Here is a 21,047-nt window from a genome sequence, read left to right on the forward strand (position 1 = left end):
ACATGATGGATCTAAAACTACTGCTGAGAATGGGTATAATATTCCTTCTCTTGAGCATTTTAAATGTAGAAATTAGCCGTGGACAGGCAGATTCAAGCAAAAACGATAATAAAAAAGGCTTGCCACTCGAAGCAGCCAGAAGCATTCCCTTTAGGAGTACAGAAGCCACCTGGCTTTCGCTTGATGTCAGCCCAGATGGTTCACAAATTGTTTTCGACTTCCTGGGTGATTTATACCGTATGTCTATTTCAGGAGGTAAAGCAGAAGCCCTGACCTCTGATCTGGCATTTGAGGGTCAAGCCAGATTTAGCCCCGATGGTAAATTTATAGTCTATACCTCTGATAGAAGTGGCGGGGAAAATATCTGGACCATGGATTTGGGTAGTAAAGAGGAAACGCAATTGACCAAAGGAAATGCCAATCGATATCAATCTCCGGAATGGACGCCGGATGGAGAATATATTATTGCTTCAAAAGCAGGTATGCGCAGCGGTTCGCTTACCCTGTGGATGTATCACAAAGATGGCGGAGGAGGAACCAAACTGATAGAAAAACCGGATGATCTCAAGACCACAGGTGCTGCTTTCAATCAGGAAGAAAGGTACATCTGGTTTGCAGAAAGAAGAAGAGATTGGCAGTACAATGCAATTTTTCCCCAATACCAAATCGCACAATATGATCGGGAAACGGGAGAAAAAAACACCCTTACCACCCGATATGGATCGGCCTTTCGCCCTACCCTATCTCCCGATGGAAAATGGCTGGTGTACGGAACACGCCATGATGAACATACAGGCCTAATGCTGCAAAACCTGGAAACCGGAGAAGAGAAATGGTTGGCCTATCCCGTCCAACATGATGATCAGGAATCGAGAGGCACAAGAGATGCTTTACCTGGCATGTCTTTTAGCCCTGACAGCAAGAACCTCCTGGCATCCTATGGAGGAAAAATTTGGAAAATCCCCATAACGGGAGGAGCTGCCAGCGAAATTCCTTTTGAAGTGGAAACAGAATTAGCTGTTGGTCCAAGACTGGATTTTGATTATCCGATAGAAGACTCCGAAGAATTTACGGTAAAGCAAATCAGAGATGTCGTCGTTTCGCCAAATGGAAAACGCCTGGCATTTACTGCTCTCAACAAACTATATGTCATGGACCTGCCTGCTGGCAGTCCACAAAGTTTAACCTCTGATGCACATGTAGAATCCATGCCTGCCTGGTCAGCGGATGGAAATTGGATAGCCTATGTCAGTTGGGAAGGCGAAGCTGGCAATATCTATAAGGTCCGCAGCAATGGAAATGGACAGCCTCAAAAGATCAGCAATGAAGCAGCCTATTATCAGACTCCAGTATGGTCTCCCAAAGAAGATCGAATTGTGGCCATCAAAGCTCCTGCGAGTGCTTTCCGGAATTCTCCTCGTCAACGGGCCTTCTCGAGAAAAAATGAGATCGTCTGGTTTCCGGCCAATGGAGGAGCAGCCCAACTTATTGCTCCAGCCAAGGGAAGAAATTTCCCTCATTTTGATTCAAGTGGAGATCGCATTTATCTTTCCTCTTCTTCAGAGGGCCTTATCTCTATTCGTTGGGATGGATCAGACGAAAAAAACCATATAAAAATTACGGGCGAGAAGGCTCCAGGTGCCAATTCTCCGGTTTCTGCTAAAAAGATTTTGATCTCTCCTGACGGCAAAAGTGCGATAGCGGAGGTGTACTGGGATATTTATTGGGTTAAGGTTCCCTATGTTGGAGGAAAAGTCAGGAGTATCTCTGTGTCCAATCCAGACAATAGCAGTTTTCCCAGCAAAAAGCTCTCTGATATCGGCGGGCAATTTCTTTCCTGGGGTGCTGGAGGGAAGCAGGTACATTGGGCTATAGGCAATGCGTTTGCGACTTATGATCTGGATGCAGCAGCCCAAGCAGATAGTGCCTATGAGGCCACAGAAAACATCATCGAAGTAAGCGCAAAAAGAGACATCCCTCAGGGAAGTGTTTTGTTGAGAAATGCCCGACTTATCACCATGAAAGGAAATGAGATCATCTCCAGTGGCGACATTTATATCCAAAACAATCGAATCAAAGGCATAGGGAGAAGTGGATCAATAAAGGTTCCTTCGGGCACACGCAGATGGGACATGAAAGGGAAAACCATAGTTCCCGGTTTTGTGGATACACATGCACACTTACGTCCTGCCTGGGGAGTTCACAAGGATAAAGTCTGGCAATACCTGACCAATCTGGCCTATGGAGTAACTACAACACGTGATCCTCAAACTTCATCTACGGATGTTTTGACTTATGAGGATATGGTTAGGAGTGGAGATTTGACAGGTCCAAGAATTTACTCAACAGGCCCCGGAGTTTTTTGGAACGAACAGATCAAAAGCCTGGATCATGCCCGCAAAATCCTCAGCCGCTATAGCAAGCATTACGATACGAAAACCATCAAGATGTATGTCGCAGGAAACCGACAGCAAAGGCAATGGATCATTATGGCGGCTAAAGAGCAGCAACTTATGCCTACTACAGAAGGTTCTCTCAATTTCAAACAAAATCTGACGCAAGTCATAGATGGCTATCCCGGACATGAACATTCCTTTCCCGTATTTCCGATTTATTCAGACGTAATCAAGCTCGTAACCGACATGCAAACCTGCTATACACCTACCCTTCTGGTAGCTTATGGCGGCCCCTGGGCGGAAAACTATTTTTATACCCGCGAAAACCCGCATAATGATGAGAAGCTGGCCCATTTTACGCCCCATGATGTATTGGATGCGAAAACGCGTAGACGGGGACAAGGAAGTGGTCCTGGACCCGGAGGATGGTTTATGGACGAAGAGCATGTATTTGTAGAGTTGGCAGAGTTTGTCAAAGACCTGGTCGAAGCAGGCGGAAAGGCGGGTGTCGGAAGCCATGGACAATTGCAGGGACTCGGCTTTCATTGGGAATTGTGGGCTATGCAATCGGGGGGAGCAAGTCCCCATGATGCGCTGAAGATGGCAACGATTTTTGGGGCAGAAGGCATTGGACTGGAAAAGGAATTGGGAAGCCTGGAAGTTGGGAAACTCGCTGATTTGCTCATTCTTTCAAAGAATCCCCTCAGCGACATACGGAATACCCGATCAATCGAAATGGTCATGAAAAATGGCCGCCTATATGAAGCTGATAGTATGAACGAAATTTTCCCCAATCAAAAAGAGGCAGGAAGCTTCTACTGGAAAAGGGAGGAGCCTGTGAACCTTCCTGGTGTAAACAATTAAGATTACAAAATGAAAAAAACACGCATATTCCCAGCAATTCTCTTTGTCCTAATTCTCTCTGGCTGGCAGTTTGGACCTCTTCAGACCCAGGAAAGCTACTGGCCCATTTCTACTCCTGAGAAGGAAGGAGTTGATCAGGCAGTCCTGGACGAAATTCATGCGGATATACAGGCAGGAGAATATGGATTGATAGATCACTTTCTTCTCATTCGAAATGGAAAAATCATCGCTGACCATTCATACGAACAAGATTACAAAAGCATAGCTGCCCAATATGATACTACCAATCATATGTACAATTATGATCATCCCGATTGGCATCCCTTCTACAAAGGGAGTGAGCTTCATAGCCTTCAATCCGTAACCAAGAGCATTACTTCAGCTGCCCTGGGAATTGCCATAGATGAAGGACATCTCGCGGGAGTGGATGTAAAAATTGCAGAGCTCTTCAAAGACTATAGATTTGATAAGAATGATCCCCGCATGATGGAAATGACATTGGAAGATTTATTGACCATGCGGGCTGGCATTAAATGGGATGAGGCCTCCTATGATGAAGCAGACAATAGTTGTATTCTCATGGAAGGCAGTGAGGATTGGATTCAGTTTGTCTTTGATCAGGGAATGGATATGGAAGCAGGTAAGGAATTTGAATACAATAGCGGAGCCAGTGTTCTGATCGGTAAGGTGATTCATTTGATGACTGGGAAGTATGCGGATGAATGGGCAGAAGAAAAACTGTTCAAGCCACTGGGAATCGAAAACTATTACTGGAAGAAAACACCTCTGGGAGAGATTGATACCGAGGGAGGTCTTTATCTAAGCAGCCATGACCTGGCTAAAATCGGTTATCTCTTTTTACACAAAGGAAAATGGGAAGGGAAACAGATCATTTCGGAAAGCTGGGTTGAGAAATCTGTTTCTCCGATAATTCCAGATCTAAGCCCTCCCGGAGATGGCAGGGAACCGGGCTATGGATATCAATGGTGGGTTCCAGAACACGAAGCAGGAGAGACAAAAATCTTTGCAGGAAATGGCTATGGAGGGCAATTTATACTTGTCGCTCCAGAATATGATATGCTTGCAGTTTTTAATGGATGGCAAATCCACGGCAATCCTAAAAAATTCACTTGGAATGTTTTGATGAGAAAAATTCTACCCGCTAGTAAACCTTAATCTTTTTCCTATCTTCACCAGCCTAAAACACTAAGCTATGCGCAAAACCAAAGCATCAACCCTCTTTGGGTTCTTCTTTAGTATTCTACTGATCACTTCAAGTCAATTAGTTGTAGCCCAAACCGAAGGAAAAATTCCTGGTCCCGAGGATTATGATAAATGGGAAAGACTGGGAAGATATGCCTTATCCGACAATGGAAAGTATCTAGCTTATCAGGTAAATAAAAATAATAAGGAATATGAGCTGATATTAGTAAATCTTGAACTAAATGAGCCAGATAGCCTGGGATATGGCTCAAATCCTTATTTCACGGAAGACGGAAAGTATTTTTTCTACTACATAAATCCAGATGCCGAGTCCACCAAACAAATGAGAAATAATGGCGAGATCCCCGGCAAGGATTTAGCTATTCATAATCTTGAATCTGATGAGTTACAGATCATAGAGAATGTCAGTTCCTATGAAATTTCGTCCAGTTCTCAGTACCTGGCCATATCCTTTCCCAATTCCAATGGAAGTGATGCATTAGGAACGGATATCGCCATCATGAATCTGGAAAGCTGGGAGGAAACTAATTTGGGAAATGTAGCTGAATATGCCTGGTCAGAACAGGGCAACCTTTTGGCTCTTATTCTCGAGACTGAAGCCAGAAGAGGAAATGCAGTTCAGTTATTTGATGCAGAAGAAAGCAGGTTAAAAACCCTGGATAAAGCTAATAGCAGTTATTTAGGATTGACCTGGAGAGAAGACTCCCGAGATTTAGCTGTTTTTCGATCTAGTGTAGATAGTATTTATGAAGATTCCACTCATCATATATTGGTTTGGAAGGATCTGGCTGGGCTAGCAAAGCAAGCCCAGGAGTTTTCTCAGGAAAATTTCAAAAATTTCCCCAAAGATATGCGTCTGCTCAGCCAAACATTGGGATGGTCAAAAGGAGGAGAATCTCTTTTCTTTGACCTAAAATCCTGGGAGCAAAAGCAAGACAAAGATAGCCTTGAAAGTATGGGATCCGCAGCTCCAGGCATTCAAATCTGGCATAGTAAAGATGTGGATATTATCCCCGCACAGGAACTCGCTCGACGTCCCATGCATACCTATCTCTCCGTTTGGCATATAGATACGGATAAATTTGTCCAGTTGGAAAATGAGTTAATCGATGACATTTCTTATCAGGAAGATGTCCAGACCTTAATTGGAGCTGATAGCGACCCCTATAATTTAGAGGCTATGTTTGGCAGGCCCAATAAAGATTATTACACGGTCGATATTCGTAGTGGTAAAGCCCATAAATTTCTGGAAAAATGCAATCATGTTTATGGTGTCAGCCCGGATGGCAATCAGGTTGTGTATTTGAAGAACGACAATTTTCATGTGTATAATTTCAAAGCCGGGACACACACCAATGTAAGCAAAGGGCTCGAAGCCTCATTTGTGAACCAGGATGATGATCACCCTGTAGCTCAGAAACCTATTTACCGATATTGGATCATAGGTTGGGCAGAAAACAGTCAATCTTTTTTCGTCCACTCCAAATACGATATCTGGCAAATTCAAGCTGATGGTTCAGGAGGAAAGGCCCTCACAAATGGGAAAGACAAAAAGATCATTTATCGACATATCAATACAGACTTTGAAGCTGAATACATTGATCCAACGCAAAGAATGTATGCCAGTAAAAGCGGGGAATGGAGCAAGGAATCCGGCTACGTCAGCTTAATGCCTGGAAAAAAAGAACAGGAGATTAGTTGGGGTACCTTTCAGCACTATCGATTACGCAAAGCCAAGAAAAGTGAGGCCCTTGTTTTTAGTAAAGAAACCTTTAGCCAAAGTCCTAATTTCTACTATAGTGAAAAGGGAGATAAAAAACAGAAGAAGGTCAGTGATATCAATGCCTTTCAAAAAGATTTTGCCTGGGGAAAATCAGAATTGATCGAGTATAAAAATGCAGATGGGAAACGACTTCAGGGAGTACTTTTTTATCCAGCCAACTATGAAGCAGGGAAAAAATACCCGATGATTACCTATATCTATGAACGGCTTTCTCAGCGCCTCAATCAATATATGCCACCTTCCAATACCAATTATTATAACCATACGGTCTTTACCCATCATGGATACTTTGTCCTGATGCCTGACATTATCTTTACTGAAGGCGAGCCGGGTATTTCCTCTGCTAAAACCATAGAAATAGCTGTAAAAAAAGCCCTGGAAAGCGGTATGATCGATGCGGAAAAAGTAGGCCTTGTCGGACACTCATGGGGAGGCTATCAGGCAGGATTCGTACCTACACAAACTGATATATTTGCTGCTGCAGTTTCCGGTGCGGGCTTGATGAACCTAATCAGTATGTATGGAACCGTTACCCGTGCTTTCGGAGGAAACCTGGAAAGCGACCATTTTGAAACTTCCCAGGAACGCATGGGCGTAAATCCCTGGCAGGATCCTGACAGGTATTTGAGAAATTCACCCATCATGCAAATAGAAAACCTAAATACCCCCATGTTGGTTGAAGTGGGAGACAATGATCAGAATGTCAGCTGGACTCAGGGAATAGAATTCTATAATGCTGCCCGAAGACATGGGAAGCAGTGTGTCATGATCTCATATGCCAATGAAGGACATGGGCTCAGACAAGAGAAGAATCAAAGAGATTATCAACGGAGGATACTTGCCTGGTTTGGACACTATTTAAAAGGAGAAGAAGCTGAAGACTGGATACTTAGCGGTATTCCATTGGAAGAACAGAATCGAAGACTTAAAAACTGGAAAGAATAAGGATAAATTGAGCTTTCTATGAAAAAATATGCGCTGTCGGGAATTTTGATAATTTCCCTACAAATCGGTTTTGCACAGGAGATCAAGTCAGATGTGCTCTTAAATGCGGTCAGGGTATTAGCTGCTGACTCATTAGAAGGAAGAGGTTTTGGTTCAGAGGGTAATGTAAAGGCCCGCAAATTTATGGCCGCTCAATTCAAAGCTCTGGGGATTGCTCCAGCATTCTCTGAGGGATATTTCCAGGAATTTGAACATAAGGTCCCAAAAGGCCCTTTACATGGCTCACATGCCAAAGGAGAAAAGCCCAAAGGTAGTCGTATGGTAGTTGGTGCCAATGTAGTCGCCAAAATCAAGGGTCAGTCTGAGAAGACCATCGTAATTACTGGTCATATCGACCATCTGGGAATCATAAAAGGGAAAATTTATAATGGAGCAGATGATGATGCTTCAGGTACTGCTGCTCTGCTGGCTATCGCAGATTACTTTCAAAGAAATCCTCCTACACACACCTTGATCTTCGCAGCAGTGGATGGGGAAGAAATTGGTTCGCCCGGAGCGAAATATCTCCTGAAGAATTTCCCGAATGGAAAAGAAAATATTGTCCTGAATGTGAATATGGATATGATCGCTCACAATGACAAGGAATTGTATGCCTGTGGGATGTTTCACTACCCCCAACTTAAGCCATTCATTTCTTCCATAGAAAGCCCCATTCAAATTTCATTTGGACACGATAACCCAAATGACAAAAAGAAGGATGACTGGACAAACTCCTCTGACCACAGGATTTTTCACCTGGCAGGAATACCCTTCATGTATTTTGGGGTTGAGGATCATGAGGATTACCACAGGCCTTCAGATATTTATGAAAATATCAATCCGGACTTTTACATTGAAGCTGTAAAAGTGATCATCAAAGCTATTGAGAATTTCGATAAGAGTTAAGCCAGAACTACTTCTGGTTCAACAGCAAATTGTCTCAGGATGCTTTTGGAAAAATCTCCGATTCTTTCGGACTCTTCTTCATTTATACCAAATGGATGCATCTCAAATCCCGGGAATTCAGGACCTGCTTCCACATGAAGGATCGAATTTAACCAACTTCCTATCGCATAAAAGGGAGATTTACCTATGGGAAATAAGGCCAAGTTCACAATTCTCGCTCCCAGTTTATCGGCTCTTTTCCTAAGATAAAAGAGGGATCTGCGGCTTGTTGCGAATAAAGCCACACGTTCATGTGCAAAAATTTCCGTTTCGTTACGAAAGTTTGAATCAGCATTTTCTGTTCCCAGACAGACCAGATCAAATTCTGCCAACTCCTCTCGGCTAAATTCGTCAGGACTAGAACTGAGCACAACTTTTAATCCGCGGGAGCTCAAGATTTGAGCCATTTCATTGGCAATTGCCTCGACTTGATTTGTTACAGAGCTATGGAGTACAAGAATACTTCCAGTATGATTCATTGGGGGTAGATTTCTGATTATACAAGTAGTCAAAAAACAGGCCAATTTCTATGGCGATACAGCTGCTTTTCTTACCACTTGTCAGAAATCCCGAAATCCCGTATGATTTGGCAATTTTCCCTATTGAAATACGCGCAAATAATCTACTTCCATTGTTTGTGGAAATACGGTTGTACTATCTGGAGAGCCCGGCCATTGTCCTCCCACAGCAACATTCATGATAAAGAACATCTCCTGATTGAAGGGGTAAGGTTTGCCCCTCATATCGTTGGTAGTAATACTATGAAAGCGGGTTTCGTCTACATACCAGACAATTTCTCCTGATTCCCATACAATGCTGAAAACATGGAAATTATCAGCGAAGTCTTCGGCGATGGTATATACTGAGGTAGAATAGGTACTATTCCTATCGCCCTGGGCTCCCCAATGAGCGGTTCCATGAGAAGCTTTCGCTTGATGACCTACCAACTCCATAATGTCAATCTCTCCGCAAGCGGGCCAACCCACTTCATCTATATTGGATCCCAGCATCCAAATGGCAGGCCATATTCCCTGCCCTTTGGGAAGTTTGGCTCTTACATCTATACGTCCAAATTTGAATTCTTTCTTGCCTTTGGTTTGTATCCGTGCAGAATTATAGCTCGCTGCACCTGTTTTGGTAGCTGTAATGATCAATTTCCCATTCTCCAGCTTAATATTCCTGGATAAATCTGTGTACCACTGCAACTCCATGTTTCCCCATCCACAAAGGTTGGGACAACCATCTTCCAATTCGTAATTATAGTGATCCGGATTGAGTTCTGCAGCATCAAACTCCTCATTCCATACCAGTTGATATCCAAAATGTGTATTTGAGGTTTCATAGCCTCCATCTGCGGCTGTAAATTCTGAGCGGTCATTATCTTCAATCAGACCTACTCCTGTCATTCTACTGATTTCTGCCTGCTCAGGAGAGCTAAGATTTACCAGAATCTTTTCGTTCACTTCTTTATCAGTATCATCCAGGATCTCAACGGAAAAATCAGCACTCAAAGAACCGGCTGGAATAGTAAGAGTCCCTGAGGTAGGCGTAAAATCCTTTCCCGGCTCAGCTGTTTTCCCTTCTACTGAATAACTGACTTTTATATCCTGTTCCCATGTTTTAGAAGTCCGAACTTCAAAGGTCATATTCGAATTTCCAGCTTTCTCAAAGCTCCTACTATCCTGAATACTCAATTTTGGCAAATCAGCCTGAGGACCGGGTTCTGGTTCCCCTTCACACCCAAAAATAAAGAGAATACTCAGGGCCAAAAGGAGGTAGGTTTTGATGAAGTTCATAGGAAGAAATTTTAAGCAAAATACGAATATATATAGAAAAATATATGTCTTCTATTTATTATTTCCCGAAATTATAGAATCGATTTCTCTAATACCAAAAGAAAGCCAACCTTTTTCATTGACATTTTGGCTGCCTTGCAGGAGCAGACTTAGCACTTCTTTTTTCAGCAATAGGGTTTTCCTATGGACAGGATCATATGTCAGACCTATATCAGCCAAGTGCAAAGCCTTCTCATATTTTTTCTCTCCGATATAGTACTCAATTTTTTCATTCAACTTATTAAGCCCTCCCATCATTTCAACTAAATCAGGGTAAACGCTTTCTGGCCCTGAGCTATACATACTGGAAGGATTCGCGTCAAACCAGCCTGAATAGCCCTCATAAATTCCCCTTATACTCCAGGCAATTTTTCCATAAGTTCCCCCAAAACTCAGAGAAGGAGGAAGTTTAATTTCTCGCATTAATTGTTCTACTGCTTTCCCTTCATTCATTCCTCTTACCGTCTCATCATGAACATAGAGGATAACATCTCTATATTTTTTTACAAGCTTTTCAATTTTCTCTTTTCCTTTCAAGGCAGGACCATGACTGGGAATCAATACATCAGGCTCCCAGCCTAATACCCTATCCAAAGACTGGACATAGTCAAGGGCCCAGCGGGGCTTGGTTCCTCTCAGTGTATATATATTGGGAAAAGAGCGATAGAAATTGTCTCCAACAAAAGCAGCTTTCAATTCCGGAATCCAAACATTCAGGTGGTCATAGGTTTCCCCGGGAGCATGATAAATCTTGATGGTCAATTCTTCCCATTTCAGGATCAGGCTATCCTCCACAAAAAGATCTGCCTCTATTTCAGCAGCATAGTTACCCTGAGCTTCTCTGTCAGGATTGCGTGTATTGAATTGTGCATTTCCTCTTCTGTTGAAAAAAGGAGCCAAACGCTCCTGGTAATGCCTAAACTCTTCAAAATTTTCATGGGCAATGACTTCCGTTTCTTCTTCCTTCCAGACACTGACTCCTCCTCTATGATCTTTATGCCCATGGGTCAGGATGATGTATCGGGTCGGTTTGTCGTTTATTTTTCTCAATAATTCCTTATGTCTTTCAGCATTGAAAGGCATAGAGGTATCAATGATCAAATTAGCCTCCTTCCCTCTGATCATAAAGGTATTTCCAAATCCTTCTGCCCAGTATATGGGGCCTATAATCTGTTCTGCAGCTTCTTTATCCTGGCCCTGGCGAAACATTTGAAGCGGATCAGTAGGTGCACCCTTTTCAAAATCTTCCTGGGCAATAGTTTGAAATGGGATAAAGCAGCAACATAAAATAAAGAGTAAGCTCAGCTTTTTCATGTAAAAAAAATTATAGGCAAGAAGTAAAAAAAACTCCTTGCCTAATGGTTAATTTTTATAGGTTGATCTTATTTCCAGATCACCTTATCTGTTACGATGCCTTCATCAAACTGTATCCGTAGTCCATAAACTCCCGGAGGATAGTTTTCTCTTCGGATCTCGACATCCATCATTCTCAGGTTGGAGATTCTTTGAATAACTCTTCCCTGCATATCGATCAAGTCCACTCCACGGATGATTTTTTCCGCTTCCAGACGAATCGTTTCCGTGGCCGGATTTGGATAAACTTTGAGGTTAACCTCTGATCGTATATCCCGCACACTCGATATAGTCGTATTGGGGATATTCATGGCCAAAACCATATGGTAAGCCAGGTAAGTAGCAACTGTATCTACATAGAGTTTGGACAAATCCGGATCATTGGGATTGCCAAGATTCTGACGGCAAATTTCAACAGCTGCAGGAGTTATCTGGAACATGGACCATGCGGCTGCATACCATTGTTCGTTGTACCAGGCCCAGGGATCATTATTGTTTCCATAAGAATCTGGAGCTACCCCCGCAGTAGAATCACAAATTACCTGACCGGTATCACGAGCAGGAGTTTGGAGAACCAACATTCCAGGTACTCCCCCACTTCTTTGCAATGCCAGATCAACAATAGGATTGTTCATGGGTTGGTCAAATACATCATTATTGCCTACCTCAGCTGATCTAAAGGCAATAGTATCAGCCCAGGCACCATCGGCAAAGAGGATATCTCCGGATGCTCCAGGAGTTACGTCTCTAATACCGTTGCTGTTGTAGTCGGCTATATTTTGTACTCCCACATAAGGAGCTTCCATCGAGTCGATCCAGCTAAAGTCCCCCAATCCTCCTTGTAGAGAGAATCCCATGCTCACACTTGAAGAGTAGCCTACATGGTTTGCATTACACAAAGGTCTGGCTACATTTGCCTTAATATTACCCCAAAGTGTGGTATCAATAATGAGTTTAGGAGGACTAACAGAGAAGTCCAAAAACTTAGGGAGAGCAGCTTCTGACAGATCCCCAAGGAAAATCAGGTTTGTCGAAGCAAAGCCAGCAGCATCTTCTCCACCAGCAGCAATACGGGCAGAATCAATTCGCCAGGGGTTGCCATCTTCTGAATAAGTTTTGCGCAACCAGCGGACTGCCGTATGCATATCCTGGGTAGCTCTTACGCTGGCTTCCAGGATTCCCTGGGTTCTTTCAAGTGCGACAGGGCTAGTAGGGTTCCAGCCTTGACGATGGTTCATTGCGATAGCAACGAAACCTCTTTTGGCGAATTCTGTACAAAATGCTACCAAAGAGCTATCCTGCTTATCTCCAAAAGGAATAGTATTCAGGACAGGAGGGAGAAAGTCCCCTGCATGGGTAAGAATTACCACAGGTCTTTCTGATACAGTGTCTCCCACAGGTTCATAAATATCCAGCACAAGCGGAACATTCACAGGAACAGAATCCATACCCAAAATGATGGGAAGTATGCTAAAGTTAGAGCCATACTGTTCATTGGAGGTAACCATTACATCCGAAAATATTTCGTCCAGGTATCTTTCCTGAGCAGAAAGCGGAAGTAGTAACCCAAACAGCAAAGTGCTTAAAAGGAGTAGTTTTAATTTCATGAAAATAGGTTTTGGTTATTGATTTATAGCTAGGTCATTTTAACTGAAATCCCCAGGAAGCATAGACAAATCTTCCGATTACTGGGGCTCCATATAATCCATTTTGTCTTCTATTCAGAAGATTTGAACCCGCAATTTTAAAGGAGCTACGAATTTTGGGGATGTCTTTACCGATCTGTCCACTCAGGAAATACTGGGCAGGTATCCTTCCGGAGAATTGAGGAGAACTTTCAAAAGTATATCCTTCTATCCATCTGAAAGTAAGGCCCCAATTCCAGTTTTTAATCCCTCCAATTTTCATATTTCTTCCACTCAAACCGATATTAAATTTATTTTCAGGGGTATTATATGCGGGAATCAAGGGATCATCTTTATCGACCAGGATTCGGTTCCAGGAATAGTTTCCTTTTATCCCCAGCCAATTATTTATCTGGTGATTTATATTGACCGATAAGCCAGTCGTTAAGGTGATTTCTTTGGCATTGGCGGAAAATCTGAATATGCGAGGCAGAAGTACGATGGGTTGATTAGGAACCTGAAGGCCTATTTTAAATCCGATAAAGTCCCGGTATCTACTAATATAATAAGTCGCGTTTACAGCTGTCCTTCCTCCGAAGAATATTCCGGAGTAGGCAATTTCTGAGGAGATGTTTTTCTCTGGCACAATGGGATCTTCATCAAATCGTTCCCAGAGGGTCGTATCCAGAGTTTGACTTCTTCTGTAATCGTCAAAGGATTCCAGGGTTACCAGATTATCATATCCATTTAAATTACCCAGGAGGAATACATCCCCCACCCGGAAATAGTAGAACTGTTCAATCAGGGTTGGATTTCTCAAGGCATAGGAAAGAGACATCCGAATAGAATGATTTTCGGAGAATTGATAACTCGCGGATACAGCTGGACTAAATAAGAATCCATAATTCACATTTTTATCCAGACGGGCGGCAAAATTCAATTTCACCAAATCACTCAAAATGGATTTTTCTGCTCCTGCATAGATCCCATATTCTGAATTTCGAATAATAGTCCCCGAAGTATCACTGAATATGGTACCCTCAGAATAGGGTCGATATGCCCGAAAATTTCCCCCAATGACTACTTCATCCAGGAAACCAGGTTTGAATCGGTATTCTCCATGCACATGGAATAATTTTGACCTGTCTACGAGTCGGGTTCCTCCTTCTGAAACCGGCGTACCCGTAATGTCATCAAAAACTTCCTGGTATTCAGGCGTCCCAGGCATGAGCATAGCTCCGTCTTGACTAGCACGAGCCATTCCATGCCATTTAGAGAGAGAATCCTGATTCGCAGCTAAAACAGCATTAGCCTGATCAAAATCAAACTCAAACAATGGGGGTTCAAGGGTCGGGAATCCTTCCAGAGCTTTCACCTTGGGAACAATATTTCTAAACCAGTAATTTCGATACCCATCTACCCAGGCACTATTTCCTCTCCATCTGCTTTGTAGAATTTGGGCAGTACCAATGATGTCATAAGTTCTACCCGCCGATTCTTCAGAATGGTAGGCCCTTAAAAAGAATCGATCTTTATAGGTTACTTCAATTTTATTCTGGATTAACCATACATCGTTCAATTTAAGGCGGTTATCCAGTTGCATAACCGTAGAGCCCATCCCAAAATTACTGGCGAGAGCAATTTCCCAATTGGGTTTAGGCTTAAAATGAAGAGCAGCACTGGTCTTCAGGTTATAACTTCCGTAGTCTACGATATCTTCTTCTCTATAGCCAGTCCGATAAAAAACGCCCAAACCGGGATGTCGGGTAGGAATTTGTTCGAAGAGGGAGCTAAAATCTCCTTTGGTTTCGTCTCCGTAAATATTCACGGCATCTATGCCCCCAGGATTATCGAGCCCAACACTGTCTTCTTCTGCACCCCTGGAAGGAGAATAATCTACGGCATTCCAGTCTTCAATGAGGGAATAGGCTCCATTGATTTTGAAGGCCCATTTCTTTCGCTTGCCTTTCTTACCGAGGGTCGTTGCGTAGCGAAATAATACTTCCCGATAATTTCTTTCCCCGCCCTTTATCATCAATTCAAGGCCCTGGTATTTAAAAGGGTTTTTGGATCGCATATTGATTACCCCATTGAAGGCACCCGGTCCAAAATAGGCACTACTGGCCCCAATAACCAGATCTACACCTTCTACATCCAAATCTCCAATTCCTACAAAGTTTCCTACGGGATAGTTAAGTCCGGGAGAAGCATTGTCGAAGCCATCTATAAGTTGAAGAGAACGTATGGGAGCACTGCTATTAAAACCCCGGGTATTGACCACTTTAAAGCCAAAACTCACTGTCAACAAATCTACTTCCCGTAAGTTGGCCAGTTCATCATAGAAAGAAGCCTCACTTGAATTTTTCATGGTTTCTATGCCAATGCTTTCCACCGTAAGAGCCAGGTCTTCCTGTAGCTTGGAACGCCTTTCAGCAAAAATATCTACAGAAGCCATTTGGACTTCATCTTGTTCCAAAACTAATTCTAAAGGCTTACTCAAAGACTTTACCGTATACACCAGGGTATCATAACCGATATATGCCAGTTGAATATCGAAAGGAGGGTTTTGTTTTACCTCCAGTCTAAAGCTTCCATCAGCATTGGTATAAGCCCCAAGATTGGTACCTATTACCCGTACTAATGCACCTGCAAGTGGATCACCAGAATCACTATCCGAAATAGTTCCTCGGAGGCTTTGTGAAAAGGTAATGGATGGAATGAAGATGAGCAGACACAAGCCGAAAATCAGCTGTTTGGGTAATAGTAGAAATCTAGTCATTGAGTGAGACTATTAGGCTAGTAGTAGAATAGATGAAAACAATATAGGAAAAAAGGTCGTGAAAAAAACTCAAACTTTGTTTGACAAGTAAATCTTTGCGTCTTAGTAAAACCAATAAATGGGACGAATTTTCTCTATTTGGGATGAAAGATCAGATTCGCCCAAACAGAATGATAAAATTGTTGAGCCTTAGTCTATGTATAAATTCAATTCCTTTTGAGCTTCTTCTGCCAATATGATCATTTCCCAATAGGGCGGCAGGTAGTTTTTTTCTGTGCGAAATGCTTCCGCTTTCTGGAGAGTAAGTTCGCGGATTGCCTGATATTTCTCAACGAATGAATTGTTTTTCAAGGCCTGTGTAGCACTCATCCCCTCAGGGATAAGCCCTTCTGTGCCAAATAGGTTCAACATCATACAATAGCCTTTTAAGCCTCTTGCTACTGGCAGCATAAAAGGATTGTGGTCTATCTGTTTTCCTTGATCTGCACTTAGCCACATGGCATCCATGACTGCATTATCGATATGGTCTTTATACAAGGTTTCCGGATCTCTCCATTCTGCTACGACCGTCAATTGTGGGTCATATTCAAGGTCCGAAGGCATCTGAGTTACAAAATTTTCAACTCCAAAAGTATTGAGCCATTCGACTACTCCCGGAGATGAAATGGTTGACTCTGCCTGCCACAATTGCAAACCTTTCTTCTTATAAGCATAGGAGCCTACCTCTGAACAGAACATAGCGGTAGAGTCATGAAAATTCATTTTGAAGTCATAGGGTATATGCCGAGCCTTGCTTGCATCAAAGGCAGCCCGTGCAGCTTTCTGAGGAAGCATAGGATCCTCGATCAATTGATTGAGGTCGCTACGAGGGCGAAGGACCATAAATCTAAGTTTGGTATCCTTGAGATATTCTGAAACCGTGGCTATATCTACTCCTCTTTCAATATGAGCTTCTACCAAATAGGGTCGATGCTCTTCTTCATCAATATAGATCATAGCTACATGGGAAAAATTGCCGGGATAGTCATTCCCCCTTGAAATAAAAGCTGAAGCCTCTGCTCCTCCACGGGACACCAGAAGGTCCCCGCTATGTACTTCTATCCCAAAGATATTGGTGGAAGGAGTAGCTGATTTTTCTTCTTCCACAAACATGGCAGCTTCAAATTCCAATCCCTCCGATTGTAGCAAAACTTCTTCTACAGCTGCTCTCATCCCATAAAAAAGTCGGTAGAGGGTGTTCCTGCTGCTTCGATTTTCCATGTCCCAGCTATGGGATTGTTTTTTGAGCCACATACGGGCAAAACGATAATAATTGAGTAACCAGGGTCTATGTTTTTGACGGGCTGCAATCAGCGGTGCGAGTGAAAAGAATTTCACTTCCAATTCCACAAAAGTCGAATCTTCTGGTCCCAGGTTGGCATCGGCTAGGGGAAACAAGAATGCTTCTGCTTCTTTCTCCAATCCCAAAATCATGGAATCCAACAGATTTCCATCCAAACTTCTGGCCAGCACAAAACTTTCTTCCAGATACTCCCAGGTTTCATCCTGATCCCATTCGAAAGCTACTTCATCACTGATACTCATTTTCTTTTCTTCTGCATCCGGGATCATCAGGATCACAAATAGCAAAAGAAGTACTGCAGGAATCAGAAAACGTTTTCTTTTATAGAAGGGCATGAGGCAGGTTTATGTGGAATAGGAGCTATATCTACCAAAATATAATTCTCTGAGCAGAAATGAAATCTGCCAGAGAAATTCTCCTCCTATAGGACAAAGAATTTATTCCTTATCCCTTATTTCTTTAGACAAAAAATCAGCTTTTCAGCAGCTGCTAAAAGAAATAATCATCCGACTGACTGCCCTTTTTCCTCGAATTTTTATTGAAATACCAGGCAGCATAGATGAAAGCCATTCCTATTACAGCGATACCTGCCATAGGGGCAAATATGGTTTTACTGGCAATAAGGCTCATACCTAGTAGTAGTAAACTGAGGCAGAAAAGTTGGTTGGCGTATTTAATTAATTTCTTCATGATCAAAAGCTATCGAGTTAAATAAATACAGCATAGCTTGGTATATAGCTTTGACGATAAAGTAGAACGGAAATCTTCTACTTTGGTTGTGCATCCCAGTAAAGACAAGGGAAATTGGGAAAGGTTGGAAAGGGAGGAAATGTTTTCTTGTGTTCTTGTGTTCTTGTGTTCTTGTGTTCTGGTGTTCTGGTGTTCTGGTGTTCTGGTTTTATTTGAGCTTGATAAGCAACTCTCGAGAACACTGGAACACCTGAATACGAGAAAACATCTCTATTCTACCAACATCGCCGCTCCGAAAACACCTGCACTATCGCCTAATTTGGGTTTCAGGATAGGTGTACGCAGTATGGGATTGAAGACATGCTTTTCAATTTCTTTTACTCCCTGATCGTAAAGTTCCGGGATGTTTCCCAGGCCGCCACCTATGACGATGGCGTCCGGATCGAGGATATTGACAACAACTGCCAGGGCTTTACCGAAAAAGTGTAAAAGCCGATCTATGGTTTGTATGGCGAAAAGGTCTTCTCCTCCCTCCGCCTTTTCATAGATTTCTTTGAAGCTTAAATTTATTCCTGAGATGCTTTTGTAAAAGTTTTCGAGAGCCGGACCAGAAAGAAGCGTTTCCACGCAGCCCACTTTTCCACAATAGCAGGGCCCACCGGAAATATCGAGCACGTTATGGCCCCATTCGCCGCCTATACCATGTCTCCCGTTGAGTACCTTCCCCTCTATGACTACTCCTCCCCCAACCCCTGTTCCCATAATGATCCCAAAAACAACTTTTGCCTGGGGTAATTGTTCTGCTACAATTCCCAGTTTTGTCTCGGCTATGGCAAAGCAATTGGCGTCATTTGCCAATTTCATTGGAACTTTCAACAGCTTTTCGAGGTCTTTTTGTAAAGGCTGATTGAGCAATTGTTGGGAATTGCTGTTTTTGAGTTTTTCGGTATCTGGATCCATCGCACCCGGAGTTCCCATGCCAATAGCAGCAGGCTGTAGGGAAGTTTCTTCTTCCAGGAGATTCACCAGATGGGCTATACGACCCAGGGTATGTTGATAACCTTTGGCTCGCTCCGTCGGAATCCTCTTGCGCGCCAGCGTACGATAATTGTCTGCTGCATCGATAACGATGCCCTCGATCTTGGTTCCTCCCAGATCAATGCCCCACAGTGGCTTCATTGTGTGTGTATTAGAGGGTACTATTTTACTCTTTTCGCATGGATTTCGTCGAAAAAGATATCATCATTAGGCACATCGAATTCGATGCCCGTAATATCGCGATTATTGTTCTGGACAAACTTTATCGTACCAAATCCAAACCAGGCATGTACTTCTCTCCATTTGATTTCAAAGGTATCATCATGCCAATGCTCCAGTCGGGCATTGAGGGCAGGAGCATGGGGAAATTCCAATAAGAGCCTATCTTCCTCTACTCTGAGAATTACATCTCCATACATTGGATCATTATAAGTTCCGGCATAGGCTTCCAGATCAAATCCAGGACTAGTTCCGGTTTTTCTTTTGTCCAAACGCTCTTGCCGACGCTTATTCCAATTGGCGATGGCATTTTTTTCATAGGCTAGGTTAGTGTTACTCCAGTCCTTTTCCTCCTGATTCATAAAACGGTCCAGGATATAGTAAACCACCGGAGATGCTATTCCCCGCATGGTATTGGTTAGGACAACGATGCCCAGATTCTCTTCAGGGATAACAGCAACCTGGGAGTACATTCCATCATAACCTCCTCCATGACGGTAAACCATACGACCGGCATAATCAAAGTATCCCCAACCTAAAGCATAACCAGATACATTTCTATTCCTAAAATTGTCATTGGCAAATTTGCTCACAAAGTAATTGTTGTGGGGTTTCCAGAATTGTCCCTGGGCCTCTTCGCTAAAGATTTGTTTGTTTTCATGTGTACCATGATCCAATTGGAGCTGAATCCATTTGAGCATATCATCTGTGGATGACAATATTCCTCCTGCTGCGCCCATATTGTCCCATTTCGCATAAGGAATGGGCTGGCTGATCCAACCATTGGGTTTATGCGGTTGAGCGACATTGGCCATGAGTTCCAAATCTGTGACGGTCGTACGGGTTCTATCCATACCCAGAGGCTGAAAAATTCTTTCCTTGATAAATTCATCCCAGGATTTGCCACTGGCAGCCTTTATCACCTCTCCCGCTGTTATAAACATGAGGTTTGTATATCCATAACCGGCGCGATATTCATAGGCCTGTGGGACATATTTGATTCTCTTGATTACCTCTTCTGCCGAATAATTGCTTTTGTACCAAATGGCATCTCCACTGAAGGTTCCCAATCCCACTCTATGGCAAAGCAAGTCTCGTACAGTTGTATGTTCGCTTGCATAGGAATCATAGAGGGCGAAATAAGGCAAATGCTTTCTCACCGGATCATCCCAGTTTAGTTTTCCTTCATCCACCAATATCCCAATAGCTGTAGAAATGAATGCTTTTGTATTGGAGGCAATGGCATAAATGCTTCCTCCATTTGCAGGATCTGTCTTTCCTGCTTCCAGCATGCCGTATCCTTTAGACAAGACCACTTCACCATCTTTGATAATACCGATAGACATACCCGGTATTTTCCAGTCTTTCTGGGCTTTACTCAAATAGGCATCCAGTTTATCTACATCGACCTGAGCTTCTAATGAAGTATGAGGAATAAAGGCCAGGAAGCAAATGAGGAAGAAACGAGAAATCAACTGCATATTGGGTTTATGTTTTTGAGAAATGTAGTATTTCATGAGGAGCAATTTTGAGGTAATCTTCTACATGCATGATCACAGAATCTGTCAGTGAACCCGCATTGAAGGCTATACGCTCATTTTCAACAATAGATGTATCAAGATATAGATCAAAGTCCAAGAGTGGTCGACCGAAGGGAGGAACCGAACCGGGAACTAATCCGGTCATTTCCATCAATTCTTCCCGACTGGCAAAGCGAAGTTTTTTTGCTCCAAAGTGCTTTTTGATTGCATTTGAGTCCAGTTTTTTAGCTGCACTCAATACAAAAAGCGCAAACTCCTTATCGTATTTCAGCAAAAGCGCCTTTCCCCCGATAGATATATCTTCTCCTCTTACCCGGGCTGAATCTTCAGAAGTTAACGTAACTTCATGATGAAGACTTTTATAAGTCAATCCATGTTCATCCAGGTAAGCCAATATCCGTTCGTGCATGCTAGAAATTTGCGGGAATT

Annotated in this window: 14 protein-coding genes; 4 read left to right on the forward strand and 10 right to left on the reverse strand. The window is 42.9% G+C overall.

Going from position 1 to position 21,047, the window contains the following annotated elements; genetic code table 11:
* The first annotated feature begins 2 nt into the window (after positions 1–2).
* Genes R8P61_13570 through R8P61_13585 form a run of 4 tightly spaced genes read left to right on the forward strand, consistent with a single transcriptional unit; the run spans position 3 to position 8,157 of the window.
* Positions 3–3,260, forward strand: coding sequence for an amidohydrolase family protein (locus R8P61_13570; protein MDW3648091.1), 3,258 nt, complete (start codon positions 3–5; stop codon positions 3,258–3,260).
* A gap of 9 nt (positions 3,261–3,269) precedes the next feature.
* On the forward strand, positions 3,270–4,436 hold the full coding sequence (locus tag R8P61_13575; protein ID MDW3648092.1) for a serine hydrolase: 1,167 nt from the start codon (positions 3,270–3,272) through the stop codon (positions 4,434–4,436).
* Positions 4,437–4,473: 37 nt separating this feature from the next.
* Positions 4,474–7,212, forward strand: a complete 2,739-nt coding sequence (locus tag R8P61_13580; GenBank protein ID MDW3648093.1) for a prolyl oligopeptidase family serine peptidase — start codon at positions 4,474–4,476, stop codon at positions 7,210–7,212.
* Positions 7,213–7,230: 18 nt separating this feature from the next.
* Positions 7,231–8,157, forward strand: coding sequence for a M20/M25/M40 family metallo-hydrolase (locus R8P61_13585; GenBank protein ID MDW3648094.1), 927 nt, complete (start codon positions 7,231–7,233; stop codon positions 8,155–8,157).
* On the opposite strand, the gene R8P61_13590 is transcribed toward R8P61_13585, so the two are convergent.
* The 10 genes from R8P61_13590 to R8P61_13635 all read right to left on the reverse strand — a co-directional run bounded on the left by R8P61_13590 (position 8,154) and on the right by R8P61_13635 (position 21,027).
* A complete protein-coding gene (locus R8P61_13590; protein ID MDW3648095.1) occupies positions 8,154–8,675 on the reverse strand; it encodes a hypothetical protein in 522 nt (173 codons plus the stop codon). The two genes, R8P61_13585 and R8P61_13590, sit on opposite strands and share 4 nt — an antisense overlap.
* Before the next feature lie 120 nt (positions 8,676–8,795).
* Positions 8,796–9,992 (reverse strand): family 16 glycosylhydrolase, encoded by a 1,197-nt coding sequence (locus R8P61_13595; protein ID MDW3648096.1) that lies wholly within the window; start codon positions 9,990–9,992, stop codon positions 8,796–8,798.
* Positions 9,993–10,043: 51 nt separating this feature from the next.
* The gene (locus R8P61_13600; GenBank protein ID MDW3648097.1) at positions 10,044–11,345 is read right to left on the reverse strand and encodes an MBL fold metallo-hydrolase; all 1,302 of its coding nucleotides are present in this window, start codon (positions 11,343–11,345) and stop codon (positions 10,044–10,046) included.
* A 68-nt stretch (positions 11,346–11,413) separates the two neighbouring features.
* Positions 11,414–12,991, reverse strand: coding sequence for a T9SS type A sorting domain-containing protein (locus R8P61_13605; GenBank protein MDW3648098.1), 1,578 nt, complete (start codon positions 12,989–12,991; stop codon positions 11,414–11,416).
* 34 nt (positions 12,992–13,025) lie between these two features.
* Positions 13,026–15,788, reverse strand: a complete 2,763-nt coding sequence (locus tag R8P61_13610) for a TonB-dependent receptor (protein ID MDW3648099.1) — start codon at positions 15,786–15,788, stop codon at positions 13,026–13,028.
* 189 nt (positions 15,789–15,977) lie between these two features.
* A complete protein-coding gene (locus R8P61_13615) occupies positions 15,978–17,465 on the reverse strand; it encodes a YiiX/YebB-like N1pC/P60 family cysteine hydrolase (GenBank protein ID MDW3648100.1) in 1,488 nt (495 codons plus the stop codon).
* A gap of 154 nt (positions 17,466–17,619) precedes the next feature.
* Positions 17,620–17,820 carry a hypothetical protein gene (locus tag R8P61_13620; protein ID MDW3648101.1) on the reverse strand — a complete coding sequence of 67 codons (201 nt, stop codon included), beginning with the start codon at positions 17,818–17,820 and terminating at the stop codon, positions 17,620–17,622.
* Positions 17,821–18,090: 270 nt separating this feature from the next.
* Positions 18,091–18,999, reverse strand: a complete 909-nt coding sequence (locus tag R8P61_13625) for an ROK family protein (GenBank protein ID MDW3648102.1) — start codon at positions 18,997–18,999, stop codon at positions 18,091–18,093.
* Between the two features lie 20 nt (positions 19,000–19,019).
* Positions 19,020–20,594, reverse strand: coding sequence for a serine hydrolase (locus tag R8P61_13630; protein MDW3648103.1), 1,575 nt, complete (start codon positions 20,592–20,594; stop codon positions 19,020–19,022).
* Entirely contained in the window at positions 20,566–21,027 is a 462-nt protein-coding gene (locus tag R8P61_13635; GenBank protein MDW3648104.1) for a YbaK/EbsC family protein, read from the reverse strand. The genes R8P61_13630 and R8P61_13635 overlap by 29 nt, the downstream gene beginning before the upstream one ends.
* Positions 21,028–21,047 lie beyond the last annotated feature (20 nt).

This window comes from Bacteroidia bacterium (assembly GCA_033391075.1).
In the GTDB taxonomy this organism is placed as follows: Bacteria; Bacteroidota; Bacteroidia; order J057; family J057; genus JAWPMV01.